The organism is Mycolicibacterium austroafricanum, assembly GCF_000612725.1.
Classification (GTDB): Bacteria; Actinomycetota; Actinomycetes; order Mycobacteriales; family Mycobacteriaceae; genus Mycobacterium; species Mycobacterium austroafricanum.
The window spans coordinates 1,308,441-1,332,038 of sequence record NZ_HG964450.1; the positions used below are offsets into that span (position 1 = coordinate 1,308,441).

Here is a 23,598-nt window from a genome sequence, read left to right on the forward strand (position 1 = left end):
TTGAGAGCTTCACCAGAACCTTCAGGCCCTTGAGGGTCGACGGGAGGAGCGTTACCTCGTCGAATGCGACGTCCCCGTCACTGATCTGGGCGCCTTCAGCGACGAAGCCGGCGGTGACGCCATTGGCGACGCGGGGCACCCGGACGGGGCTGGAGGAGTCCAGTACCACGGGGCCGGCGGCCAGGAATGTCGATGCCTGTTCGAGGGGCTGGACGAGCAGGTTGGCTACCTGCGACTGAATGAGGGTGGAATTAGCGGAGGTGACTTCGATGGCCACGATTGAGTCCTAACGTTGTGTCGTTGATGGGGATTCGACACGTCGCCAGGACGTCAATCGGTGGTGCTACCGGGCGCCAGGCCCTCGTTGTGCAGTTTACCGCCTATGTGTGCTCTTTCAGTAGACCAAGCAGGCTGAACGGCTCCGAGGTTGAGCCGCGGTTACCTTGCCCAATGTCCCCCATCGGTCGGCGGCTCGCCAGGTGCGGCTTGCGGTCGAGGAGTTCGTCGATCGCTGCGGTGAGGGCTTCCGGGTCGTCGAGGTGGTCCTCGGCGAACTCCAGATCAGTAGGGTCGGCCAATCGCCCTGTGGCGCGAACTAACTCGGCGTGGAGGCGGCGGGCGACCTTCTGGGCGCGCTGGCGGTGCTTGCCGTTCTCGCGGCGCAACTCCTCGACGACCTCGCGGGGGAACACGTCGGGGTCGGATTCCGGATCTGACCCTTCAGGGTTTCCCGATTCCAAATCGGACTCGTCAGGGGTACGTATTGTTTCGTACCCCTTTTCCTGCGATGGCAGAGAAAGGTCATCTGCCTCAGCGTTGGTGGGTTCGGTTGCCTCGGTGGTGGCGTCGTCGGTCATTGTTGGTTCTCCTGTGCTCTGAGTCGGGTTACTGCGTCGGCTAGGTCGGTGGCGAGTGCGATGGCTTCGGCGGGGGTCATCATGTAGGTCAGTGCGCCGGTGCGCATTCGGATGGGGCGGCCCGTCTCGGGTGAGACGGTCACAGACGGGTCGAGATCACGTGCAGCCAGGCGCATCACGCCACCTCTTGGGTCGGCGTGGCCGCCCTGATCTTGGCGATTTCGTCGTCGGAGTATCCGAGCTTGCCCAACGCGTAGGCGGCGGGCAGTAGACCGGACTGGTAGAGCTTGACCACGGCGTCGGCCTCCTGGGCGACGGATCGGGTCGCGGCGTCGGCCCAATGCACCCGTATGTCGTCGATCAGGTTCGGGTCGCGGCCATCCCGGACAGCGATCATCAGGCGGGCGACCTGCTCCCACGCCCTGCCGAAGGTGGCTTGCCGTGCCTCGGCCCGAGCGGTCAGTGAAGCCTCGGCGGCCCGGAGGGCATCAGCGGATGCCGGGTTGTCGCTGAACACCCCGACGTAGTGCGCGGGCAAGGTGGACACGGCCATGATCTGCCCGAGGATGACCCGCACCGACGCCTCGTAGCCGGAGAGGTCGGCGGCGTTGTGAGGGTCCTCGTGCGGCTCCGGCGTCGCGGTTGCATGGTCCGCACAGCACCTGAACGTCCAAGAGCCTGATCGGCTTGCCAGCGGCTTTGCGTGCCCATGCTTCGGGGGTGTGGTCGGTCTGCAAGTCCTCTGTGGCACCACATGATCCGCAGAACGGTTGCAGCCTTCTGGCTCTGCGGGACAGGCGGTCCCAGGCGGCGTCGTAGCCGCGTTGGGTGGCGGTGCCTTTGGTGTCGTGCTCGGGGCAGCGTGGTCCGTCGCAGGGTTCGCCGCACTGGAGGCAGGTTCGGAGGGTCACTGGTCGCCCTCGGCTTCCATGCCTGTCAGCATTCGGAGGCCGTGGGTGATGACTTGGGAGCCGGTGTGGGTAGCCAGTGCTGGGCACGCGGCGGCGTAGGCGTCGATGATGGATAGCACGACCGGCGTGACGTTGTCGTCGTCGCCCTCCTCGATGACCCGGTGCATCTCCGAGGTGTCCTTGGCGTGGCAGGCGACGGCCAGGGCTGCGGCTCGTGTCCACTCGGTGGGTCGGGTCGGGTCGAAGTCGGTGCGCGTCCAGGCTTCGAGCCATTCGTTGAGGCCGTCGAGTCCGAGTGGTGTCAGCAATTGATCGGCGACGGCGTCGAGGGTGCCGATGAGGGCGACGATGAGGTTGGAGAGGCGGGCGACTTGGATGGTTTCTTCGAGGATGGCGTTGCAGCCGTCGACGTCGCGGGCGAGGCGGTGTTTGAGTAGTGCGCCAGCGCGTCGCCAGTCGCCGGTGGTGATGGTGGGGTTCATGCGGTTCTCCTTGGGTGTGGTCCAGAGTTCGGGGTCGACGAAGATGACGCGATGGCGGTTCATGATGCGGCCTGTTGTTTGCTGCGGCATTCGTAGTGGGTGTCGGTGCCGTTGGATACGGACTGTCCGCAGATCGTGCAGTTGGGGTAGCTGGAGGTTGGTTTTCCTTTGATAGTGCGGGCGCGTCGGCTGGTGATGAGGGCTGGCGGGTGGGCGTGGCTAGCCATCGCATTGGGGGATGGCGCGGGTGGATCTGCTTCTGCCCGACCAAGGGAGCGGTCCGGCGCACCCTGCTCCCTTGGTCGATTTTCGGCCTTCCGCACCCCTTCTGAAGTGCAAGGGAGCAAGGGAGCACTGTTTTGGGTGTCCGGGGTGCTCCCTTGGTCGGTCGCTCCCTTGGCTGGGAGCTTCCAGAACCACGGTCCGTCGCCGGTTTCCCTGACGGCGAGGACACCGAGTCGCTTCTTGGCGCGCTTGGCTTGATCCTTCGAGTAGCCGGCCGCATCGGCCCCGGAATAGACCTCGTTGGCCTTCTTAGAACCGTTTGCCAGGAACTCAGTCAGCCATTGGTCGACGTCGTGGCGATCCTCGTCTGGGGCCGATCCTGCGAGGAGCCGGTGAGCGTCGTACCCGGTGACGCCTTCCCACTCCACGCGGGCGACGCCGAGGTCGGGGCAATCGACGAGTCGGTAGGCCAACGAGTCGGGCATTTGGCCCAGGTTGGATTTCACACACGCCAGAACCCTGCGCGTCGGGTCGTCCGGGTCGGCGGCCACCAACAAGCCGGCGCGGGCAGCACCGACAATGCCGATCGACCCGCCACCTCGGTAGAGCGGATCACCGCCCTTGGCCTTGTTCAGGTGGCGCAGCAGGAGCACTGTGCAGTCATTGCGCTCTGCTGCTGCGGACAGGGCCGATAGCACGCGACGGATGTCCTGGTCCTTATGCGAGTCCGTGCCGTTCGAAAGAAAAGCCATCAGGACGTCGACGACTAGCAACCGTGCGCTGACGAGTTTCATCGCACGTTCCAGGTCGGCTATGTCGGCCAGGGTGAGCGGCCGGAGGTATCGCTCGCCGGTCTCGGCGTCGAGGTAGGACTTGCCTTCGATTGCGTGCACGCGGGTGACGTCTGCTCCCGAGGCGTCGAGGCGCGGCCGCACCGTGTCGGCTAGGCCATCCTCTGCCGAGAGGAGGAGCACGTCGCCGTGGTGCTCACAGCGCCCTCCGTCCGGCCAGCTTCCTCCGTTGGAGACGGTCGCAGCGATCTTCAGTGCAAGCGTGGACTTGCCGAGGCCAGGATCACCGTCGAGGGTCACAGGTTTACCGACGGGTAGCCGACCAGGCCACAGCCATTCGACGCGTTCCGGCAACACGTCTGACAGTCGAGTCAGCGTCAGTTGGGGGTCGGATGGTGTCCCCCAGTTGATCTCCGTCACGACGCTCTCCTGATCTCGTCAATTTCGTGACGACGCGTAAAAGTCCGTGCAGCCTCGGACCAGTCGGCGCCGCCCCAGATGTCCTCGGCGGCCTGGGCGCGCTGCTCCTGCCCGATCTCGACGCGGAGCACGTGGTGTTCTCCAGCGATGGCCACCGACAGCAGTTTTCGCGGGTCGCCGTCGGCCAGGGCGGACCATGCCGGTGTGCCGGCGACCGGAATGGGGCCACAATTGGCTTGGGCTACTGCGGCTTCGATGAACAGGTGTGTGGCCCACCAGTTGACTTCGCGGGAGGAACCCGCCGCGTCGAGGCGGCGGGTCTCCACGATCTTCTTGTCGGTCATTGGCTGAGGCCCGGTCTTGCTTCGGCGTTCTCGATGGCCTTGGTGAGTGCGTCGCGCAGGTATGTGGCTTGGTCGATGGTGAGCCAGATTTCGCCGATGCTGTCGTCGTCCGCGTCGCCGTAAACGCTCACCATGATCGAGAGGGCTTCACCGTCCTGTACCGAGTTCCATACGGCGGCGTGCCGCGGTCGGCCGAGGAGGGTGGACCCGTCGACACTGTCGGACCAGATGTGCTCGGAGTGCTGGGGATCATCCTGGGCTTGGCACCAGGTGTAGCCGCACACTGTCGTGGTCATCGGATCACCTCTTCTGCATCGCTGATGCTGTCCAGCGCGGCGCGGAGGTAGTCCCCGACGTTTCCGGGCTCGGTGCGCAGGAGGATGTAGGCGGCCCGGACTGCTCGGTGAGCGTTGGCCATGACGGCGTGCACGTCGGTGGTCCCGGTCCAGGTGTCGGCGAGGTCGGCGAGATCCTGCAGTGCGTTGGCGAGCGCACGGGCATCGGCGACCGGATGCGAGTGGCCACCGACGTAGATGGTGGGAACCTCATGCTCGGTGGTGCCGTCGTTGACGATCGACCCGTCTGGCAGTTGCGTGGCCCCGAGGCGGATGTCGAGGTCAGCCATATGGTCGGGGACCGCGGCGGGCAGCGACCACACGATCCGGTAAGAGCTGTTCCCGCTGGCGTCGGGGCAGAACGGCTCCTGGTTAAGAATGTCGACCCCGTCAGGGAGTGCCGGCAGTTCGGTGGTTTGTGTCATGATTGGTCGTACCTACTTTCTGATGGGGAGAGGTTCTGAATCCTCGGAGGCGGCAACCTCCGGGGATTCGCTTTTTCCGGGCCGGTTGGCCCGCAGATCCTCAGTGAAGTCGTCATCGACAAGGCCGAGGTCGCAGTGCCATTCCTGCGGCCGATTAAGCAGCATCCGGGCCGCCGATCCTGTTGTCGGCGAGGAACTTCAGGACATCGGCTCTGAGGTAGCGGATTCGGCCGCCGACTTTGCACCAGGGCAGTCCTCGGCGGCGGTAGCGATCCTGAGCAAGTGCGTCGACTGTCGTGTGCAGGACAGTCGCCACGTGCTCGGGTTTGGCGATGTGGGGTAGGAGGTGTTCGGGGACGTGCTGCTCCATCTGTGCCACGAGGTCGGCCACAAGGGCGTCGACCGTGGGCGGTTTTGTCATTGTCAACTCCTGTCGATGATTGGCGTTTCTGCTGCCAATTTTGGCAGTGCCTGAAGTAGACCACTCCGGTGATCCGCTGTCAAGATTGGCGACGGATCGTGTTTTGGCTGCCAAAGTGTGTCAGTATGGCGGGGTGGTAGGTAAGGAACCAGAAATTGGCCCAACGGCACGTGCTGTCGCCGACAACGTCAGGGAGTTCCGCGAGGCCGCTGGGTGGAACTTCACCGAGCTATCGGAACGACTGGCAAGCGAGGCGAACTGGTCGATCAATGCGGTTGGGATTCGCCGTATTGAGCAAGGCGAGAGGCGCGTTACGCCAGATGATCTTGCTGCACTTGCGGTCGCACTCGGTGTCTCGCCGGTTAGCCTGCTGATGCCGAAGCTGAGGACAGTCGGCACAAACGACGAGATCGAGTTCACTGGTCTGCGTTCGCCTGTTCGCGCAGAGGTCGGGTGGCTGTGGCTGACTGCGCAGGATCTCCCCACTCCCGACGCCCACCCGACGCCCTCTGCTGCCCGGTTTCTAGCGTTCCTTGAGCGGGCCTGCCCGCCGTGGGTCAGTGTGGAACTCGCTGATCGCTGGCGTGCCGACATAAAAAAATTGCGTCAGGACGCGCAACGCAACCTCATAGAAGCTGGCTGGGTAGACGAATCAGAGGTGGCTAATGGCGACGATTGAGAAGTACGAAACCGCTTCTGGTGCAACGCGTTACCGGGTGCGCTACCGGACGCCCGATCATCGGCAGACCACGAAGCGCGGGTTTGAGACGAAGCGGGACGCGACGGCGTGGGCGAACCAGCTGGAGGTCGACAAGCGCAAGGGAGCGTATGTGGCGCCAGCCGCGGGCCGGGTGAAGTTGGGGCAGTTCGCGGGGGAGTGGCTGGACTCGAAGCACAAGTTGAAGCCATCGACCCGTGCCCGATATCAGGTTGTGCTGGACACTTTCATCGCCGAGCACGCCGAGGTCCCGTTAGGGGACATCAGTCGCCAGTTGGTGCGGGAGTGGGTGGCAGATCTCAGCACGAGCCACGCCCCGGCGTCGGTGCACAAGACGATCGGCGTGCTTCGCCAAGTGCTGGCGATGGCGGTGCGGGAGAACCGTCTGGTGATGAATCCCGTTGACGGGGTCGAGCTGCCTTCGGTGACGTCGGTGGAGCAGCGTTTCCTGACGCTGGAGCAGTTGCACGCGTTGGCGGATGCGGCCGGGGATCACCGGGCCTTGGTGTACGTGCTCGGAACGTGTGGGCTGAGGTTTGGGGAGGCCGCCGAGCTTAGATGGGGCCGCGATGTCGATCTGCAGAAGTTGCAGATCCGTGTGACGCGGTCGGTGGCTCTCGTCGACAACAGGTTCGTGGTGGGGTCGCCGAAGAATGGGAAGGGCCGCACGGTCAGCTTGCCGGCCTTTGTCGCGGATCTCCTGACACCTGGGGACGCGGACGCCCTGGTGTTCCCAGACTCCACCGGCGGATACATGCGGGGCACGAACGTCCGGCGACGGTGGTGGGCCGACGCCGTGGCGGCCGCGAAGCTGTTCCCCCGTACCGTGCCCGACAGCGATGGCCGCGACACGGTGCTCTATGAGTTCAAGATCCACGAGTTGAGGCACACCGCGGCGTCGCTGGCGATCCAGGGTGGGGCGAACATCAAGAGCCTGCAGAACATGCTTGGCCACGAATCCGCCGCACTCACTTTGGACCGCTATGGCCACTTGTACGGGTCCGATGTCGAGGCGGTCGGGGTGGCCATCAACGCGCTATTGACTCGTGATTGTGGTCAAAATGTGGTCACGGACGCTGCCTGACAGCAGAACAGGCCAGACAACATACTGTCTGACCTGCTTGTTTGATTGTGGAGCCTAGGAGATTCGAACTCCTGACATCTGCCTTGCAAAGGCAGCGCTCTACCAACTGAGCTAAGGCCCCCGGTCAGGAAGGTAGGTCTGCGCCGGGGTTCGGCGCTGTGTGCCACACCTCGGGGCCGTGCTGTGTCCGCCACACGAACACCGCGACCGCCGCCGCGATGCCCGCGCCGAGCAGGAGCACCGGCTTCATCGACTTGTACCTTTCCGTGGGGCTAGGAGGACTCGAACCTCCGACCTCTTCGTTATCAGCGAAGCGCTCTAACCGCCTGAGCTATAGCCCCGTTCAACCACACGGACCGAGCGACGAGATTACCGTACGGACAACCCGTCTCCCAAACCGCGAAGTGGTGACCTCAGTCGCGGTCGGCGAGGGTGACCTCCACGCCGCCCACCAGATCGGTCGTCAGGTTGTAGATGAACGCCCCGATGGTCGCCGCCGCGGTGAGAAGCACGATGTTGACCAGCCCGATCAGCGCGGCCCCACCGAAGATCGTGCCGCTGGAGACCAGCTCTCCGCCGGAGCTGCCGCTGGCGCTGGTGAGCAGGTCGCCGACGTTGCTGTTCAGCTTGCTCCACACACCCATGCCGCCGAGGACCAGGTACAGGAACGCCACCGCGATCATCCACACGAAGAACAGCACCACCGACAGCAACAGCGACACCTTCAGCGTGCTCCACGGGTCGACGCGGCGGATCTGCATGCTGGCCCGCACGGGGCCGGTGTGCGCACGGGTGGCGACCTGCACGGCACGGTTGCCGGCCGGAGGTGCCGGTTTCGGCGCCGGCTTGGGCTGCTGTTCGGGCACCGGCCGGTCCACCGGCTTGCGTTGCTGCGGCGGACGGGGTCCCGACAGGTCGGGGATCTCACTGGCGTAGGCCGCACCCTGGTCGGGCCGTGGCCCCGGCTCCGGCCGGTTGCCTTCGGTGCGGACCACCTCGGTGCGCGCGTTGCGCTGCGCAGGCGCGGGCTCGGTCTCCTGGCTGCCGGCCGGGGCCGACCCACCGGCCATGAACCGGTTAAGCCGGGCATCGAGACCACCGGGAGCATTCGGCCGGGGTCCTTCGCCTTGAGCGCCCTCGGGAGCCTGGTGCTGCCGGGCCCGACCCGCTGGACCGCGCTGCCACGGCGGCACATCGGCACCTTCGGCGGTGTGCGCCGGCCGTGGTCCGCCGTCGTGACCTGAGCCCGGCGACCCGGCAGGCGAGCCGTTGGCCGCCTCACCCGCCCGTGGGTACCCCGGCTCCTGCGGTGAGCTCACCTACGACTCCTCATCATCAGTCGCGTCCAGGTCGGTGTTGACCTCGTCCGTGCTGTCGCCGACCTCGGCGTTGCGCGCGATCGCGATAAGTGTGTCGCCCTCACCCAGGTTCATCAAGCGAACGCCCTTGGTTTGGCGTCCGGCCTTGCGGACCTGGCGCGCGGCGGTGCGGATGACACCGCCGCCGGAGGTGATGGCATACAGCTCGGTGTCGTCGTCGACGATCAACGCCCCGACCAGGGTGCCCCGCCTGCGGTCGTACTGGATCGTGAGGATTCCCTTGCCGCCGCGGCCCTGTGCGGAGTACTCCTCGATGGCGGTGCGCTTGGCGTAACCGCCCGACGTGGCCACCAGCAGATAGGTGTCCTCGCGAACCACGTTCAGCGACAGCAGCTGGTCTTCCTCGTTGAATCGCATGCCCTGTACGCCGGAGGTCGCGCGGCCCATCGGCCGCAGCGCCTCGTCGGTCGCCGAGAAGCGGATCGACTGGCCCTTGGCGGACACCAACAGCAGGTCGTCCTCGGCGGAACACAGCACCGCACCCACGAGTTCGTCCCCGTCGCGGAGGTTGACCGCGACGATGCCGCCGGACCGGTTGGAGTCGAAGTCGACGAGCCTGGACTTCTTCACCAATCCGTTGCGGGTGGCCAGCACCAGGTACGGCGCATCCTCGTAGCTCTTGAGCTGGATGACCTGGGCGATGCGCTCCTCCGGCTGGAAGGCCAGCAGGTTGGCCACGTGCTGGCCGCGTGCGGTGCGGGACGCCTCGGGCAGGTCGTAGGCCTTGGCCCGGTACACCCGGCCCTGCGTGGTGAAGAACAGGATCCAGTCGTGTGTGGAGCACACGAAGAAGTGGTTGACGATGTCGTCCTGCTTGAGGCCGGCGCCCTGCACACCCTTGCCGCCACGCTTCTGGCTGCGGTACAGGTCGGACTTGGTCCGTTTGGCGTAGCCGGTCTCGGTGATCGTGACGACGACCTCCTCGCGGGCGATCAGATCCTCGTCGGCGACGTCACCGTCGGCCGGGATGATCCGGGTACGACGGTCATCGCCGTACTTGTCGACGATCTCCTTGAGCTCGTCGCGCACGATGGTGCGCTGCCGTTCCGGCTTGGCCAGGATGTCCTCGAGATCGGCGATCTCGGCCTCGATCTTGGCCAGATCGTCGATGATGCGCTGACGTTCCAGGGCGGCCAACCGGCGCAGCTGCATGTCCAGGATCGCCTGAGCCTGGATCTCGTCGATGTCGAGCAACTCGATAAGTCCCGCGCGCGCGATCTCGACGGTCGCCGAGGCCCGGATCAACGCGATGACCTCGTCGAGCGCGTCGAGGGCCTTGACCAGACCGCGCAGGATGTGGGCCCGTTCGTTGGCCTTGCGCAGCCGGTAGGTGGTGCGCCGGACGATGACGTCGAGCTGATGGTTGACGTAGTGCCGGATCAGCTGGTCGAGGCGCAGCGTGCGCGGCACCCCGTCGACGATCGCCAGCATGTTGGCGCCGAAGCTGGTCTGCAGCTGGGTGTGCTTGTAGAGATTGTTCAGCACCACCTTGGCCACGGCGTCGCGCTTGATCTCCACGACGATGCGCAGACCCACACGGTCACTGGACTGGTCCTCGATGTTCGAGATGCCGGTCAGTTTCCCGTCGCGGACCTGCTCGGCGATCGAGGTGATGAAGTTGTCGTGGTTGACCTGGTACGGCAACTCCGTGATCACCAGTGACGTGCGACCGCGGCTGTCCTCTTCGATCTCCACCACGCCACGCATCCGGATGGATCCGCGTCCGGTGTTGTAGGTGTCGGTGATGCCCTGCGAGCCGACGATCAGGCCGTGGGTGGGGAAGTCCGGGCCCTTGACCCGCTCACAGACCGCGGTCAGCGTGGCTTCCTCGTCGGCCTCGTGATTGTCGAGGCACCAGTACACTGCCTCGGCGAGCTCGCGCAGGTTGTGCGGCGGGATATTGGTGGCCATACCGACCGCGATGCCGCCGGAGCCGTTGGCGAGCAGATTCGGGAACCGGCTCGGCAGAACCGTCGGCTCCTGCACCCGGCCGTCATAGTTCGGGATGAAATCGACTGTCTCCTCGTCGATTTCGCGCAGCATCTCCATCGCCAGCGGAGTCAGTCGCGCTTCGGTGTTGTGACTGACGAACCCGTTCGAGATGAAAGAGTGGTCGTCGGTGTCGACGCGCAGGCTGTAGACCGGCTGCACGCCGGCACTCACGACAGACGCCACCTCGGCGTAGTAGAAGCGACCATCGGTGAGTTCGGTTGCGATCGCGCGGACGTCCGGGTCGGTGATGCGAGTCACGATCTCGCTGCCATCTCGGCGCCAGCGCGACAACCTGTCGATGTTGTGCTTGTGCAGCCACTCCTTGTCGACCCAGGGACTCCCGCACTCGCGACGGATGAACGCCGCCAAACCGGGAACATGATCGCCGTCGAGTCCTGCGGCTCGTTCGGGCAGGTCGGAGAGCAACCGCTGCAACTTCCGCTGCTTTGCTCCTCCGAATCCGACCCGCGCGGAGAATTCTTCGGCACTGGCGCGGTTGATGATGACCACCTTGTGCTCACCGGTGGCGTGCAGGTACCGCCGTGAGATGACTCCGAACTCCAGCAGCATCTGCTGGACGTCCTTCGCCAACTGGCCGCTACGAGTGGAGTAGGACACCTGAATCGTGTTGCGCGGCAGGGCCGAGCAAGATCCGTCACCCTCGAAGAGGGCCTGAAGGAATGCGCGCTTCACTGCGGCTGCAGAGTTCCACAGCCATTCAGGGACCATTTTGGCTGCCGACCGCTGGCCAAGTAGGTCCACCAGTCGGCTCCGCTTCAAGGAGGTGAGGTTCTGGATGTCCAACTCGAGCAGGTTCGAGCCGGAAACGATCTCCCGCTCGTACACATAGCGGGGCCCGCCGACGACCGAGTCGTACGCGGCAACAACCATGTTGAAGTAGTCGCGGTCAAGGTTGTTGAAACCGGCGCGCGATTCACTGACGAAACCTTCGCTGATGAAGGCTCCGAGCAGCAGCGCCTCCATCACGTCATGCCAGTCCGCGGGTCCGAACTCGACCGGTGGCGTCCGCTGAAGCACGACACGATCGCCGGGACGGATCTCTTCGATCAGTTTCCACAGCAGCGTGGGAACACCGCCGACGTCGACCAGACACAGCAGCGGGTGGTTCCCCGTCCCCGTGACCTCGTAGCCTTCGGTGGTTCGTACCGTGAAGGTTTCGTGATCACCCGAGTGGAACAGTGCATCGGCCACAACCGGGTTGCCATGCCTGTCCAGGACCTTGAGCTCAATCGCGTTGTCCGAGTTCGGCTGAGCGCCTGACACGACGTCGCCGATGCGCACCGACTGCCCGAACGGTAACCGCACCATCGAGTCGCCGGTGAGACAGTAGCGCATCGCGGCTGGCGGATCGTTACCCGGCGAGCCGAAGTTGCCCTGGCCGTCGACCAGCGGGTAGCGCAGTGACCACGGCTGGGCCATCCGGACCAGCGTGTCGTAGATCGACGCATCACCGTGCGGGTGGTAGTTACCCATCGTCTCGGCAACGGAGCGTGCGGATTTCGCGTGACCCCGGTCAGGCCGGAAGCCAGAGTCGAACATCGCGTACAGCACGCGGCGGTGCACCGGCTTGAGGCCGTCACGGACCTCGGGCAGCGCGCGCCCGACGATCACGCTCATCGCGTAATCGATGTAGCTGCGCTGCATCTCCTGCTGGATGTCGACCGGCTCGATGCGGTCGCCTGCTTCGCCGCCTGGAGGCAACGTGGTGTCAGTCATGAAATTTTCCTATGCCTGGTTAAACATCAAGGAAGCGAACGTCTTTGGCGTTACGGGTGATAAAGCTGCGTCGGGCCTCGACGTCCTCGCCCATCAGGATCGAGAACAGTTCGTCGGCGGCGGCCGCGTCGTCGAGGGTCACCTGACGAAGCACCCGCACCGACGGGTCCATCGTGGTCTCCCAGAGCTCCTTGGCGTCCATCTCGCCCAGACCCTTGTAGCGCTGGATGCCGTCCTCGACGTTGATCCGCTTGCCGGCGGCCCGGCCCGCCTCGAGCAGGCCGTCGCGCTCACGGTCGGAGTACGCGAACTCGGGATCGCTGCGCTGCCATTTCAGCTTGTACAGCGGCGGCTGCGCCAGGAAGATGTGGCCGTTCTCCACAAGCGGTTTCATGAACCGGAACAGCAGCGTCAGCAGCAGCGTCGAGATGTGCTGGCCGTCGACGTCGGCGTCGGCCATCAGCACGATCTTGTGGTACCGCAGCTTGGAGATGTCGAACTCGTCGTGGATGCCGGTGCCCAGTGCGGTGATGATGGCCTGAACCTCGGTGTTCTTCAGCACGCGGTCGATGCGCGCCTTCTCCACATTGATGATCTTGCCGCGCAGCGGCAGGATCGCCTGGAACATCGAGTCGCGGCCGCTCTTGGCGGAGCCACCCGCCGAATCACCCTCCACCACATACAGTTCCGACTTACTGGGATCGGTGGAGCGGCAGTCGGCGAGCTTGCCGGGCAGGCCGCCGATGTCGGTGGCGCTCTTGCGACGCACCAACTCGCGCGCCTTGCGGGCCGCCATCCGCGCCTGTGCCGACGAAACCGCTTTGTTGACAACGGTTTTCGCCTCAGCTGGGTTGGCTTCGAACCAGTGGCTGAGTTGCTCATTGCAGATCTTCTGCACGAACGACTTGACTTCGGTGTTGCCCAGCTTGGTCTTGGTCTGGCCCTCGAACTGCGGCTGGGACACCTTCACCGAGATCACGGCCGCGAGACCTTCGCGGATGTCGTCGCCGGTGAGGTTGGGATCCTTGTCCTTGAGCAGCTTCTTGTCCTTGGCGTACTTGTTCACCACCGAGGTCAGCGCTGCGCGGAAGCCTTCCTCGTGGGTACCGCCTTCATGGGTGTTGATCGTGTTGGCGAAGGTGTGCACCGACTCCGAGTAGCCGGCGTTCCACTGCATCGCGATCTCGACCTCGTGGCCCTCGCCCTTGCCGTCGAAGTCGATGATGCTCGGCTGGATCGGCGTCTTGGTGCGGTTGATGTGCTTGACGAAGTCGACAAGGCCGCCAGGGTAGTGGAAGACGCGGTGCTTGACCTTCTGCGGGGCAGCGGCCTCGGCGGCCTTCTCCTCCGCCGACTTCGGGGCCTCGGCGTGGTCGCTGACGACGTCGTCGACGACATCTGCCGGGGTGACGCGTTCGTCGGTCAGCTCGATGGTCAGGCCCTTGTTGAGAAACGCCATCTCCTGCAGGCGGCGTGCGATCGTCTCGAAGTCGTAGTTCGTCGTCTCGAAGATGTCCGGGTCCGCCCAGAACCGGATGGTGGTGCCGGTGTCCTTGGACTTCTCGCCCTGCTTGAGGGTGCCGGGCACCGAGCGGTCATACGTCTGGTGCCACTCGTAACCGTCCTTGCGGATATCGGCTTCCAGCCGGGTGGACAGCGCGTTCACCACCGAAACGCCGACGCCGTGCAGGCCGCCGGATACCTGGTAGGCGCCCTCCTCGAACTTGCCGCCGGCGTGCAGGACGGTCATCACCACGTCGACGGTGGGAATGCCGGTGGAGTGCATGGCGACCGGGATGCCGCGACCGTCGTCGGTGACCTGGACGCCGCCGTCCTCGAGAATCCTGACGTCGACCTTGGTGGCGAAACCAGCCATCGCTTCGTCGACCGCGTTGTCCACCACCTCCCAGATGAGATGGTGCAGGCCGCGCTCACCGGTCGAACCGATGTACATGCCCGGACGCTTTCGTACCGCTTCCAGGCCCTCGAGGACCTTGATGGAATCGGCGCCGTACTCAGCCGGGGCGTTCTTCTTCTGGGCAGCCACGTTGGAGGCGTCTCCTTGGTCTTTAGCAGGGGATTGCCGACTAAGGGGTCGACCGCCCCTTGCGGATCACCGTCACAGTCTACCTTCGCACACCGTCAGCACCGATTCTGCGGCGGCGTTTCCACATACCTGATTGCGACGTGCGCGGAATTTCTCGGATGTGGATAGGTCTTGACGCCGTCGGCAACGCCTCCCGGTCTTCTGGCGGCTCTGAGGGCAGGCCGGAACGGGTCAACCGTAGGTGTCCCGCGGACCGCGACCGGGCACGGTGTAGGGCCCCTTCCGCCAGGACGGTCCCACCGGCCCGACGATCTTGAGCGACGTGACCACGCCGTCGCCGACGGCCGCGGCGATTTTGGCCAGGATCTGGGACTGCACCATCCGCAGCTGTGTGGCCCATGCGGTCGATTCCGCCGACACCGTCAGGACGCCCTCATGCAGTGCGGTCGGCGCGGCGTGCGCGGCGATCTGGTCCCCGACCACGGCGCGCCACCTGCCGAACACCGCCCCCTCGGCGACCTTGGCCGACCAGCCCCGCGTCCTCGCCACGTCGCCGGTGACCGCTCCGAGCAACTGGGGGTCGCGACTGTCCGGTCCCGGGCCCGACCATCGGCGCCTGCCACTGCCCGCGACCCGGCGCGCAGTGGGGGAGTAGCGGCCCAACCCGACGTTCTTGCCCTGCTGGCGCGCCGCACCGCGCGCCTCCTCGAGGGTGCGGCGGACCAGGTCCATACCTTTGAGGCCCTCGAGATGGGCGGGCGGATTCAGGGCGTCGTCCTCTTCGGTCATGTCCGGACCACCGAGATGCGCCCGCCATCGCTGTCCTGCATGGTGATCCCGATCCGCCTGGCATCCCATTCGGCCGGGATGTCCTCCTCCACCGCGGCGGTCACCAGTACCTGCTCAGCGGTCGCGGCTACCTGGGCCAGCGCCTGCCGGCGGGCGCTGTCCAGCTCCGCGAACACGTCGTCGAGCAACAGCACCGGATCACTCCCTTCCACACGCAGCAGTTCGTAGGCGGCCAACCGCAACGCCAACGCCATCGACCATGATTCACCGTGGCTGGCGAATCCCTTGGCAACCTGATCACCGAGGCGTAGTTCCAGATCGTCGCGGTGCGGACCGACCAGACACACACCGCGCTCGAGCTCGGCGTCACGGCGCCGACTCAACGCGTCGAGCAGAGCCGCCTCGAACATCTCCTCATCGCTGTTCCCGGCCGCCGCTTCGGCTTCCACGACGTCCACGCCGCTGCGGTAGCGGATCGCGGCAGGCCGAGATCCCGGTGCCAGCAGTTGGTATGCCTTCTCAACTTCGGGAGCCAGTTCGTTGACCAGTTGCACCCGGGCCGAAATCAGTTGGGCACCATGGCTTGCCAGGTGACCGTCCCAGACGTCGAGTGTCTCGAGCGCCCCCCTGTCACCCCGGTATCGGGCACCCGAAGCCGTCTTGAGCAGAGCCGTCCGCTGCCTGACCACCTTGTCGTAATCCGCACGGACCGCCGCGATGCGCGGCCGTCGCGTGGTCGCGAGCTCGTCGAGATAGCGCCTACGCTCGCCGGGGTCACCGCGCACCAGCGCGAGATCCTCCGGAGCGAACAACACCGCCCGCAGGACACCCAGAATTTCACGGGCCGAACGCACGGGGGAGCGGTTGAGCCGTGCCTTGTTCGCCCGCCCGGAGGTGATGTCCAGATCCACCGCCAGTTCCCTGCCGTCGTTGACGACGATGGTGGACACCACCGCACGTTCGGCTCCGGCACGGATCAGTGGTGCGTCAGAGGCCACCCGGTGCGACCCGAGCGTGGCTGAATACCACAGCGCCTCAATGAGATTCGTCTTGCCGAAGCCGTTCGATCCGACAAAGACGGTGCGGCCGGGCTCCAGCTCGAGCTCGACGCGGGCCCACGATCGGAAATCGGTCAGTGCCAAGTGACGTACATACACGGATACACCTCGGTCAGCCTGATTCACTAACCCGCTTGACGGCGTGGCCGCCGAATTGATTACGAAGAGCCGCAACAGCTTTCATCGTCGGAGACTCGTCCTGCCGGGACAGGAAGCGCGCGAACAGCGAGGCCGCGATGCCCGGCACCGGGACCCGTAACCGGATCGCCTCTTCGACGGTCCACCGCCCTTCACCGGAATCCTCCGTGTAGCCGCTGATATCGGACAAGCTCGGATCTTCCTTGAGAGCCTTCGCCAACAGCTGCTGCAGCCAGGACCGCACCACCGTCCCGTTGGTCCAGGCCTGGTACACCGCTTGGGGGTCTTTCACCAGGTCTTCGGCGGCCAACATCTCGTAGCCCTCGGCGTAGGCGGTCATCAGCGCATATTCGATGCCGTTGTGCACCATCTTGGCGAAATGTCCGGCTCCGACCGGCCCGACGTGGACGAATCCGTCCTCGAGAGGTCCTGGTGGGCGCAGCGTCTCGAAGATCGGCATCGCGCGCGCCACGTCGGCGTCACTGCCGCCGACCATCAGCCCGTAACCTTCCGTCAGCCCCCAGATGCCACCCGAAACACCGGCATCGATGAACGCGATTCCCTTCTCCGCCAACAGATTCGCGTGCCTGCCGTCTTCGGTGTAGCGGGAGTTGCCGCCGTCGATAACCAGATCGCCCGGGCTGAGCACACCGGCCAACTCGGAGATCGTGCTGTCGGTCACGGTCCCGGACGGCACCATCACCCACACCACGCGGGGAGCGCTCAGCCGCGCCGCGAGATCCGCGAGCGAGGCCACGTCCGAGACCTCGGGTCTCGGATCGAACCCCACCACGTCGTGACCACCGTCGCGCAGCCGGGCACGCATGTTGAAACCCATCTTGCCGAGACCGATCAGACCCAACTGCATGTCAACGTCCTCCTCGTGTCGAAGTACCGGGTCAGCCGGGAAGGCGAACCGGCATCAACAGGTAGACGTAGTCGGTTTGAGCGGCCGGGAACGGCCCGCTACCTCCGGCGCCGCCGTCGTCTTCTGCCGCCGGCCGCAACACCGCGGGGCGACTCGGGGTGGTGAAGCCGAATGTCACGCGCTCGGCGTGCAGCGAGCTCAGCCCGTCGGTCAGATACGTCGGGTTGAATGCGATGGTCAGCGGATCGCCGGAGAACTCGACGGGCAGATCCTCCTCGGCGCGCCCGACATCGTCGGCTCCGGCGGACAGCCGCAGCACACCGTCGGCGAACTCCATCCGTACCTGCGCGCCGCGGTCGGCCACCAACGCAACACGCTTGATCGCCTCGGTGAGCTCGGCGACTCCGATGGTGGCGATCGCGGTGTGCTCGGTGGGCAGCAGCTGGCGGAACTTCGGGAACTCGGCATCCAGCAGCCGGGTGGTGCTGCGCTTGCCCTTGCTACGAATGCCGAGCAGTCCCTCCTTGCCGACACTCGGACCGGCTCCCAGCGCCAGATGCACTTCGTTGCCGTCGGTACCGGCCTTGGCCGCCTCGGCCAACGTCTTGGCCGGAACGAGGACCGCAGCCTCGACCCCGGCGGCGCCCGTCGACCACGTCAATTCACGCACCGCCAGCCGGAACCGGTCAGTGGCCGCCAAAACGACCTTCTCACCGGAGATCTCGACGCGGATACCTGTGAGCATCGGCAACGTGTCGTCGCGGCCGGCGGCCACCGCGACCTGGCCGATGGCCTCGGCGAACAGATCCGACGACACCACCCCGGTTTCGTCGGGCAGCGTCGGCAGCGTCGGGTAATCCTCGACCGGCATCGTAGGCAGCGAGAACCTGGCGCTGCCACAGGTCAAGGACACCCTGGTGCCCTCCACACTGACGTCGACGGGCTTGGCCGGCAATGCCCGGACAATGTCGGAGAGAAGCCGCCCAGATACCAAAACGCTTCCAGGAGAAGCTATTTCGGCAGGAATCTGCACCTCCGCGGAGACCTCGTAATCGAATCCGGAGATGGTCAGACCCTCGTCGGAACCGGTGAGCAGCACACCTGCCAGCACCGGGACGGTCGGGCGAGACGGCAGATTACGTGCCACCCACGCAACTGCGTCGGCGAAGTCCTCACGAGTGAGCCGGAACTTCAGATCCGTCAGACCAGCCGTTGTCGGCACGTTCATAGCGTCCCTTCGATGCACACCCCGATAAAAGCAGTTACCAGCGGTTTCGGCGGAGTCACACGTTGCGCCACCTGCGCACACTGCGACCACCGCAACGGCTGTCGATGAACCACCGTAGAGCTTTCGGCCCCAACTTGAAAGCTAAACGACAGGGCCGACACGCAGGCCGTGCCGGGTCCGTCGGACCGGTGGACGACAACTTTCCCCAGGGGCCTTCTTCTAGAAGAAATTGATGGATAGATACAAGTATCAGTAGTAGGTGCTGTGCAGATTGGGGATAAGGCGGGGTCGGCGCAGGCCAGCGGTATCGAGGGTCTGTGCGCAGCTTGGGGAGCGGAGTTGGACGACCGGGCGGCGCCTGGGGATCGGCCCGACATTGGGGAGTATTTCGCATCGACCGGGGACGTTGACCCCAGGTTGTCCACAGTCCGGTGCACAGCTGTTGGTGTGACAAATGGGGCGACAGTTGCAGAAATTCTCCAGCCGTGTGCAGGCGCGGTGGAGCGGACACGCGCCGCAACACGCCGGGGCCGGCGCGGCGAGGTGTCAGGAAACAGGGTGGGGTGAGCTGACCGTCAGCGCTTGGCGCGCTGCCGAATCCGGGTGGTGAGCTCTTTTACGTGATCGAAGACTTCACGGCGCTCGGCCATCTCGGCGCGGATCTTCTTCTCCGCATACATCACGGTGGTGTGGTCCCGGCCGAAGGCCTGGCCGATCTTGGGCAGTGAGAGATCGGTGAGCTCGCGGCACAGGTACATCGCGATCTGCCGGGACTGGGCCAGCGCGCGGGTCTTACCCGGGCCACGCAGTTCCTCGACGCTGGTCTCGAAGTACTCGGCGGTCGCCGCCATGATCGCCGCGGTGCTGATCTGCATCGTGCTGGAGTCGGAGATGAGATCCCGCAGCACGATCTCGGCGAGCGATTTGTCGATCGGTGTCTTGTTCAGGGACGCGAACGCGGTGACCCGGATCAGCGCGCCTTCAAGCTCACGGATGTTGCGTTCGATCCGGCTGGCGATGAGTTCCAGGACGTCGCCGGGGACGTCGAGCCGGTCCATTTGAGCCTTCTTGCGCAGGATCGCAATTCGGGTTTCCAGCTCGGGCGGCTGGACATCGGTGATCAAGCCCCACTCGAACCGGGTCCGCAGCCGGTCCTCCAGCGTGGCGAGCTGTTTGGGAGGTCGGTCGGAGGAGATCACGATCTGCTTGTTCGCGTTGTGCAGCGTGTTGAAGGTGTGGAAGAACTCCTCTTGGATGCCGTCCTTGCCTTCGATGAACTGGATGTCGTCGACCAGCAGCACATCGATGTCGCGGTAGGTGCGTTTGAACGACGCCCGGCGGTCGTCGCGGAGTGAGTTGATGAAGTCGTTCGTGAATTCCTCGGTCGAGACGTACTTGACCCGCATCCCGGGGAACAGCCGCTGCGCGTAGTTGCCTGCGGCGTGGAGCAGGTGAGTCTTGCCGAGCCCGGACTCACCCCAGATGAACAGCGGATTGTAGGCCCGGGCCGGCGCTTCGGCGATGGCCAGGGACGCCGCGTGGGCGAAGCGGTTGGACGCGCCGATGACGAACGTGTCGAAGGTGTACCGGCGGTTGAGGTTGACCGAGGTGGCGTCGTCTTCGGCGGCGCGATTGGCCCGGTTGGTGAAATACGACGGCCAGCTCTCTTCGGCGCTGGCGCGGGCGGCGAGGTCGTCGTCGACGACGTCGTCATCGGGGTCGGCCGCGGCCACCGGTGCCGGTGATGCGACGGATCCGCTGTCGCTCTCGTCGGAAACCGGGTCGGCGATCCGCACGCCCAGCTCGACGCGCTGACCCAGCTGCCGACTCAGCGCCGCCACGATCGGCTCACGGAGATGCCGTTCGATCTCGTTCTGAACGAACGGAGTCGGCACCGACAGCAGAGCGAAGCCCTCGGTGATCACGAGTGGCTTGACGAGTTTGAGCCACGCCCGCTGCTGCGGGGTCAGTGAACCGTTTCCGACTTCGCCGGCCCCGTTGAGTTCGGTGACGACGTTGTCCCAGATCGACACGAAGGGCGGATCGGGGTCAGTGGTCAACGACGCTCACCCCCCTTGTGGTCCCTGCGGGGACGGCCAGATAACGAGGACGAACTGTCCACAAAGTTATCCACAGGTTGTGGAAAGAGGACGCTCGTCGCCGTTAGGTTGTCTACCGGCGAGGACACCTTAATGCCGGAGCTCATCACGGTGCACACAGTGGGCTCGCGACGGAGTGTGGGCGTTCTCGCTTCGTTGTCTTTCGCCGATCCGATGTGGAATCGGCCTTGCCAGAAGCTAACAGTTTTCTCTCCGGGTGCCAACAGTTCTGCAACATTGCCGGGAAGCGGAATCGCGGCCGCCACAATAGTTCCAGACGAACGTGACGGCTGTGGTCGATGTGATGCAGACGACGTGTTTCGGATCGCGGGGCTGCGGCCACGAGGTGGTGGTCTGGCAGGTTTGACCCAGCGAAATCTCGTCAGTACCCTCGAACAGTCGCCCGCACGTGGTGATACGGCTGCGACCGGCCCGTTCGGGACCGCGCCGGCTAGCTTTGCGAGACCGATCGAGCTTACCAACGGCCGACTGCGTCACGTCCGTCATGAGGTTTCATGTCGGGCCGGCGTGGGGGCCAGACTCAACAAGGAGTAACTGCCGTGGCCAAGGGCAAGCGGACCTTCCAGCCCAACAACCGTCGCCGCGCCAAGGTGCACGGTTTCCGGTTGCGGATGCGCACCCGCGCCGGTCGTGCGATCGTCACGGCCAGGCGCGCTAAGGGCCGTCGCTCACTGACTGCGTGACCCGGTCAGGTCTGACGCGGTGCTTCCGGCCCAACACCGGATGACCCGGTCGACCGAGTTCGGTGCCACAGTCAGCAAGGGGACGCGGGCGGCTCAGCCCGATGTCGTGGTGTACCGGCTGCGTTCCGACCAGACAGCTGACCCCGGACCGAGGGTCGGTCTGATCGTCTCCAAAGCCGTCGGCAATGCCGTCCAGCGACACCGGGTGTCCCGGCGACTCCGTCATGCCGCACTCGCGGTCCTCGAGGATCTCGACCCGTCAGATCGGGTGGTGATCCGGGCGCTACCGCGCAGCCGCGACGCGGTCACACCCCGGTTGGAGCAAGAGCTGCGTACGGCTCTGGAGCGCATCAGGCAGCGGACCGGAGCCCCGTCATGACCGCGCGCTCCCGCGCGGTGCGGGCCGTGGTCTATCTGATCCAGCTCTACCGTCACACCATCTCTCCACTGCGTCTGCCGACCTGTCGGTTCACCCCGACGTGCAGCCAGTACGCCGTCGACGCGTTGACCGAATTCGGGTTGTTCCGTGGCGGTTGGCTGGCCCTGGTCCGGCTACTCAAATGCGGGCCATGGCATAACGGAGGATGGGACCCGATACCCGACCGCGAAAGTCACAGTGACGCAACGGGCGAGGGCCCGTGTGCCGCCGCGGTTACCTGTGGCACAGCCGAACACCGGAACCGTCCGGTACAGCAAGGGAAGAGTCAGACGAGTGTCGTTTAATTGGTTCAGCCTCGACATCATCTATTACCCGGTGTCGGCGATCATGTGGGTTTGGTACAAGGCTTTCGCCTTCCTGATCGGGCTCATTCCCGGTGTCGACGGGCCGTCGAATTTCTTCGCCTGGGCGCTGTCGGTGATGTTTCTGGTGTTCACGCTGCGCGCGATTCTGTACAAGCCGTTCGTGCGGCAGATCCGGACCACCCGTCAGATGCAGGAACTCCAGCCTCAGATCAAGGCGCTGCAGAAGAAGTACGGCAAGGACCGTCAGCGGATGGCGCTGGAGATGCAGAAGCTTCAACGCGAACACGGGTTCAACCCGATCCTCGGCTGCCTGCCGATGCTCGCGCAGATCCCGGTGTTCCTCGGGCTCTATCACGTGTTGATGTCCTTCAACCGGACGCAGACCGGCATCGGGCGGCTCGGGCTGTCGGTTGAGGAGAACCGCAGTCTGCCCAACTACTTCTTCAGCGCGACGGATGTGGGCCACTTCCTGGATGCGAACCTGTTCGGCGCGCCCCTGGGTGCCACGATGATCCAGCAGCACGGGCTGGACGCGTTCACGGAGTTCAACCGGTTGTCGGTGATCGTCGTCGGCGTCCCGATCATGATCATGGCCGGCATCGCGACCTACTTCAACAGCCGAGCCTCGGTGGCACGCCAAAGCCCCGAGGCGGCCGCCAATCCACAGACCGCGATGATGAACAAGCTGGCGCTGTACGTGTTCCCGCTCGGCGTCGTCGTCGGCGGTCCGTTCCTTCCGTTGGCGATCATCCTGTACTGGTTCGCCAACAACATCTGGACGTTCGGTCAGCAGCACTACGTGTTCGGGATGATCGAGAAGGAAGAAGAGCAGAAGAAGCTCGAAGCCATCGAACGCCGTGCCGCTAATGCGCCGGCGCCCGGCGCCAAGCCCAGCCGGAAGAAGAAGGCCGGGACCGATTCGGCTGTTGCGGGACCCTCCGACGGTGCCGCCGGAGCCGAGAGTGCGGGCATCGACGAGGCTCCCTCGGAAACGCCGCCGGCGGCCGAGAGCCCCACGACATCTGCAGCGCAGGGCGGGGCGAGCAATCGCACCCCGAGGCCTGGCGCGCGGCCCAAGAAGCGGAAACGTTGACGCGCGGGCGACCGCGACTAGAGGAGAGGTGTGGCAATGACTGAGATCGAGAACGGCGCCGGCGGCGCAGCTACGACGGCGGATGTCGAGACGCCGCCCGTCGAGGAGGAGCGCGCCGAGAGCGGTGCGTCGAACTCCGGGGAGGATCTGGAGGAGCGGCTGGTCGCCGAGGGCGAGATCGCCGGCGATTACCTCGAGGAGCTCCTGGACCTGCTCGACTTCGACGGTGACATCGATCTGGACGTCGAGGGCGACCGGGCGGTCGTGAGCATCGACGGCGGCGGCGACCTGACGAAGCTGGTCGGACGTAAGGGCGAGGTGCTCGATGCGCTGCAGGAGCTGACGCGGTTGGCGGTGCACCAGAAGACCGGTGAGCGCAGCCGACTGATGCTGGACATCGCGCAGTGGCGTCGCCGGCGGCGCGACGAGCTTGCGGCGCTGGGCGACAAGGTGGCCCACCGAGTGCTCGAGACGGGTGAGCGCGAAGAGCTCGCCCCGATGACTCCGTTCGAACGGAAGATCGTCCACGACGCGGTGGCCGCGGTGCAGGGTGTGCACAGCGAGAGCGAGGGCGTCGAGCCGTCGCGCCGCGTCGTCGTTCTGGTCGACTGAGGCGAGCGTCCGGCGGCCGAGTTACATCGATGTAGTTCTCCGCCAGCCCAAGGGAGTCGGTTGGTGGTTTCGCCTCGCGAAGTCGGAGGATGTTTCA

25 protein-coding genes, 2 tRNA genes and 1 pseudogene are annotated in these 23,598 nt (G+C 65.2%); 7 read left to right on the plus strand and 21 right to left on the minus strand.

The window, feature by feature from the left end; translation table 11 throughout:
* The 10 genes and pseudogenes from BN976_RS06220 to BN976_RS06265 all read right to left on the minus strand — a co-directional run.
* A partial coding sequence (locus BN976_RS06220) for a phage major capsid family protein (protein WP_036368746.1) occupies positions 1-277 on the minus strand: 277 nt, incomplete at its 3' end.
* Between the two features lie 103 nt (positions 278-380).
* Positions 381-857: a hypothetical protein gene (locus tag BN976_RS06225; protein WP_036368749.1), complete on the minus strand. Its 477-nt coding sequence runs from the start codon at positions 855-857 to the stop codon at positions 381-383.
* The gene (locus tag BN976_RS06230; RefSeq protein WP_036368750.1) at positions 854-1,033 is read right to left on the minus strand and encodes a hypothetical protein; all 180 of its coding nucleotides are present in this window, start codon (positions 1,031-1,033) and stop codon (positions 854-856) included. Before BN976_RS06230 ends, BN976_RS06225 begins: the two co-directional genes overlap by 4 nt.
* Positions 1,033-1,467, minus strand: a pseudogene (locus BN976_RS06235) (phage portal protein); the annotation flags it as partial. The pseudogene BN976_RS06235 and the gene BN976_RS06230, both read right to left, overlap by 1 nt.
* A 297-nt stretch (positions 1,468-1,764) precedes the next feature.
* Positions 1,765-2,313: a hypothetical protein gene (locus tag BN976_RS31990; RefSeq protein WP_051558299.1), complete on the minus strand. Its 549-nt coding sequence runs from the start codon at positions 2,311-2,313 to the stop codon at positions 1,765-1,767.
* On the minus strand, positions 2,310-3,686 hold the full coding sequence (locus BN976_RS06245; protein ID WP_051558300.1) for an AAA family ATPase: 1,377 nt from the start codon (positions 3,684-3,686) through the stop codon (positions 2,310-2,312). The genes BN976_RS31990 and BN976_RS06245 overlap by 4 nt, the downstream gene beginning before the upstream one ends.
* A complete protein-coding gene (locus BN976_RS06250; protein ID WP_036368754.1) occupies positions 3,683-4,030 on the minus strand; it encodes a DUF2742 domain-containing protein in 348 nt (115 codons plus the stop codon). The genes BN976_RS06245 and BN976_RS06250 overlap by 4 nt, the downstream gene beginning before the upstream one ends.
* Complete coding sequence (locus BN976_RS06255) at positions 4,027-4,326, minus strand: hypothetical protein (protein WP_036368756.1); 300 nt, start codon at positions 4,324-4,326, stop codon at positions 4,027-4,029. The genes BN976_RS06250 and BN976_RS06255 overlap by 4 nt, the downstream gene beginning before the upstream one ends.
* Positions 4,323-4,790 (minus strand): hypothetical protein, encoded by a 468-nt coding sequence (locus BN976_RS06260; protein WP_036368758.1) that lies wholly within the window; start codon positions 4,788-4,790, stop codon positions 4,323-4,325. The genes BN976_RS06255 and BN976_RS06260 overlap by 4 nt, the downstream gene beginning before the upstream one ends.
* A 154-nt stretch (positions 4,791-4,944) precedes the next feature.
* A complete protein-coding gene (locus tag BN976_RS06265) occupies positions 4,945-5,211 on the minus strand; it encodes a helix-turn-helix domain-containing protein (protein WP_235621979.1) in 267 nt (88 codons plus the stop codon).
* Between the two features lie 19 nt (positions 5,212-5,230).
* Between BN976_RS06265 and BN976_RS32440 the strand changes: the two genes are divergently transcribed.
* Together BN976_RS32440 and BN976_RS06270 are read left to right on the plus strand one after the other, a co-directional pair.
* The gene (locus BN976_RS32440; protein WP_084182215.1) at positions 5,231-5,890 is read left to right on the plus strand and encodes a helix-turn-helix domain-containing protein; all 660 of its coding nucleotides are present in this window, start codon (positions 5,231-5,233) and stop codon (positions 5,888-5,890) included.
* Entirely contained in the window at positions 5,877-7,013 is a 1,137-nt protein-coding gene (locus tag BN976_RS06270; protein WP_036368760.1) for a site-specific integrase, read from the plus strand. The genes BN976_RS32440 and BN976_RS06270 overlap by 14 nt, the downstream gene beginning before the upstream one ends.
* Positions 7,014-7,061: 48 nt before the next feature.
* On the opposite strand, the gene BN976_RS06275 is transcribed toward BN976_RS06270, so the two are convergent.
* The 11 genes from BN976_RS06275 to dnaA form a co-directional block, all read right to left on the minus strand.
* Positions 7,062-7,134: transfer RNA gene (locus BN976_RS06275), tRNA-Ala, on the minus strand.
* A 3-nt stretch (positions 7,135-7,137) separates the two neighbouring features.
* The gene (locus BN976_RS34565; RefSeq protein ID WP_264000128.1) at positions 7,138-7,263 is read right to left on the minus strand and encodes a hypothetical protein; all 126 of its coding nucleotides are present in this window, start codon (positions 7,261-7,263) and stop codon (positions 7,138-7,140) included.
* Positions 7,264-7,280: 17 nt separating this feature from the next.
* Positions 7,281-7,354: transfer RNA gene (locus BN976_RS06280), tRNA-Ile, on the minus strand.
* 72 nt (positions 7,355-7,426) lie between these two features.
* The gene (locus BN976_RS06285) at positions 7,427-8,332 is read right to left on the minus strand and encodes a DUF3566 domain-containing protein (protein WP_036368762.1); all 906 of its coding nucleotides are present in this window, start codon (positions 8,330-8,332) and stop codon (positions 7,427-7,429) included.
* Entirely contained in the window at positions 8,333-12,121 is a 3,789-nt protein-coding gene (gene gyrA / locus BN976_RS06290) for an intein-containing DNA gyrase subunit A (protein WP_036368763.1), read from the minus strand.
* A 19-nt stretch (positions 12,122-12,140) separates the two neighbouring features.
* A complete protein-coding gene (gene gyrB / locus BN976_RS06295) occupies positions 12,141-14,168 on the minus strand; it encodes a DNA topoisomerase (ATP-hydrolyzing) subunit B (RefSeq protein ID WP_011777331.1) in 2,028 nt (675 codons plus the stop codon).
* A 231-nt stretch (positions 14,169-14,399) separates the two neighbouring features.
* A complete protein-coding gene (locus BN976_RS06300; protein WP_011777330.1) occupies positions 14,400-14,957 on the minus strand; it encodes a DUF721 family protein in 558 nt (185 codons plus the stop codon).
* Positions 14,954-16,114: a DNA replication/repair protein RecF gene (gene recF, locus BN976_RS06305; protein ID WP_036368765.1), complete on the minus strand. Its 1,161-nt coding sequence runs from the start codon at positions 16,112-16,114 to the stop codon at positions 14,954-14,956. Before recF ends, BN976_RS06300 begins: the two co-directional genes overlap by 4 nt.
* Positions 16,115-16,127: 13 nt before the next feature.
* The gene (gene gnd / locus BN976_RS06310; protein ID WP_011777328.1) at positions 16,128-17,021 is read right to left on the minus strand and encodes a phosphogluconate dehydrogenase (NAD(+)-dependent, decarboxylating); all 894 of its coding nucleotides are present in this window, start codon (positions 17,019-17,021) and stop codon (positions 16,128-16,130) included.
* 31 nt (positions 17,022-17,052) lie between these two features.
* Positions 17,053-18,249, minus strand: a complete 1,197-nt coding sequence (gene dnaN / locus BN976_RS06315; RefSeq protein WP_011777327.1) for a DNA polymerase III subunit beta — start codon at positions 18,247-18,249, stop codon at positions 17,053-17,055.
* A 575-nt stretch (positions 18,250-18,824) separates the two neighbouring features.
* Complete coding sequence (dnaA, locus tag BN976_RS06320) at positions 18,825-20,309, minus strand: chromosomal replication initiator protein DnaA (protein ID WP_011777326.1); 1,485 nt, start codon at positions 20,307-20,309, stop codon at positions 18,825-18,827.
* A gap of 599 nt (positions 20,310-20,908) precedes the next feature.
* Here dnaA and rpmH point away from each other — a divergent pair.
* The 5 genes from rpmH to BN976_RS06335 are packed head-to-tail and all read left to right on the plus strand — an operon-like array spanning position 20,909 to position 23,501.
* The gene (gene rpmH, locus BN976_RS32445; protein ID WP_003930923.1) at positions 20,909-21,052 is read left to right on the plus strand and encodes a 50S ribosomal protein L34; all 144 of its coding nucleotides are present in this window, start codon (positions 20,909-20,911) and stop codon (positions 21,050-21,052) included.
* A 19-nt stretch (positions 21,053-21,071) separates the two neighbouring features.
* On the plus strand, positions 21,072-21,431 hold the full coding sequence (gene rnpA / locus BN976_RS06325; protein WP_011783173.1) for a ribonuclease P protein component: 360 nt from the start codon (positions 21,072-21,074) through the stop codon (positions 21,429-21,431).
* Positions 21,428-21,775, plus strand: coding sequence for a membrane protein insertion efficiency factor YidD (gene yidD, locus BN976_RS32450; RefSeq protein WP_011783172.1), 348 nt, complete (start codon positions 21,428-21,430; stop codon positions 21,773-21,775). Before rnpA ends, yidD begins: the two co-directional genes overlap by 4 nt.
* A gap of 43 nt (positions 21,776-21,818) precedes the next feature.
* Positions 21,819-22,889: a membrane protein insertase YidC gene (gene yidC, locus BN976_RS06330; RefSeq protein WP_049778286.1), complete on the plus strand. Its 1,071-nt coding sequence runs from the start codon at positions 21,819-21,821 to the stop codon at positions 22,887-22,889.
* A 36-nt stretch (positions 22,890-22,925) separates the two neighbouring features.
* Complete coding sequence (locus BN976_RS06335; RefSeq protein WP_011783170.1) at positions 22,926-23,501, plus strand: Jag family protein; 576 nt, start codon at positions 22,926-22,928, stop codon at positions 23,499-23,501.
* The last annotated feature ends 97 nt before the right edge of the window (positions 23,502-23,598 follow it).

Coding starts and splice junctions, on each gene's coding strand:
- BN976_RS06225 (WP_036368749.1), bottom strand. CDS start 857: ATGACCGACGACGCCACCACCGAGGCAACCGAACCCACCAACGCTGAG.
- BN976_RS06230 (WP_036368750.1), bottom strand. CDS start 1,033: ATGCGCCTGGCTGCACGTGATCTCGACCCGTCTGTGACCGTCTCACCC.
- BN976_RS31990 (WP_051558299.1), bottom strand. CDS start 2,313: ATGAACCGCCATCGCGTCATCTTCGTCGACCCCGAACTCTGGACCACA.
- BN976_RS06250 (WP_036368754.1), bottom strand. CDS start 4,030: ATGACCGACAAGAAGATCGTGGAGACCCGCCGCCTCGACGCGGCGGGT.
- BN976_RS06255 (WP_036368756.1), bottom strand. CDS start 4,326: ATGACCACGACAGTGTGCGGCTACACCTGGTGCCAAGCCCAGGATGAT.
- BN976_RS06260 (WP_036368758.1), bottom strand. CDS start 4,790: ATGACACAAACCACCGAACTGCCGGCACTCCCTGACGGGGTCGACATT.
- BN976_RS06265 (WP_235621979.1), bottom strand. CDS start 5,211: ATGACAAAACCGCCCACGGTCGACGCCCTTGTGGCCGACCTCGTGGCA.
- BN976_RS06270 (WP_036368760.1), top strand. CDS start 5,877: ATGGCGACGATTGAGAAGTACGAAACCGCTTCTGGTGCAACGCGTTAC.
- BN976_RS34565 (WP_264000128.1), bottom strand. CDS start 7,263: ATGAAGCCGGTGCTCCTGCTCGGCGCGGGCATCGCGGCGGCGGTCGCG.
- gyrA (WP_036368763.1), bottom strand. CDS start 12,121: ATGACTGACACCACGTTGCCTCCAGGCGGCGAAGCAGGCGACCGCATC.
- BN976_RS06300 (WP_011777330.1), bottom strand. CDS start 14,957: ATGACCGAAGAGGACGACGCCCTGAATCCGCCCGCCCATCTCGAGGGC.
- gnd (WP_011777328.1), bottom strand. CDS start 17,021: ATGCAGTTGGGTCTGATCGGTCTCGGCAAGATGGGTTTCAACATGCGT.
- dnaN (WP_011777327.1), bottom strand. CDS start 18,249: ATGAACGTGCCGACAACGGCTGGTCTGACGGATCTGAAGTTCCGGCTC.
- yidD (WP_011783172.1), top strand. CDS start 21,428: ATGACCGCGCGCTCCCGCGCGGTGCGGGCCGTGGTCTATCTGATCCAG.
- yidC (WP_049778286.1), top strand. CDS start 21,819: ATGTGGGTTTGGTACAAGGCTTTCGCCTTCCTGATCGGGCTCATTCCC.
- BN976_RS06335 (WP_011783170.1), top strand. CDS start 22,926: ATGACTGAGATCGAGAACGGCGCCGGCGGCGCAGCTACGACGGCGGAT.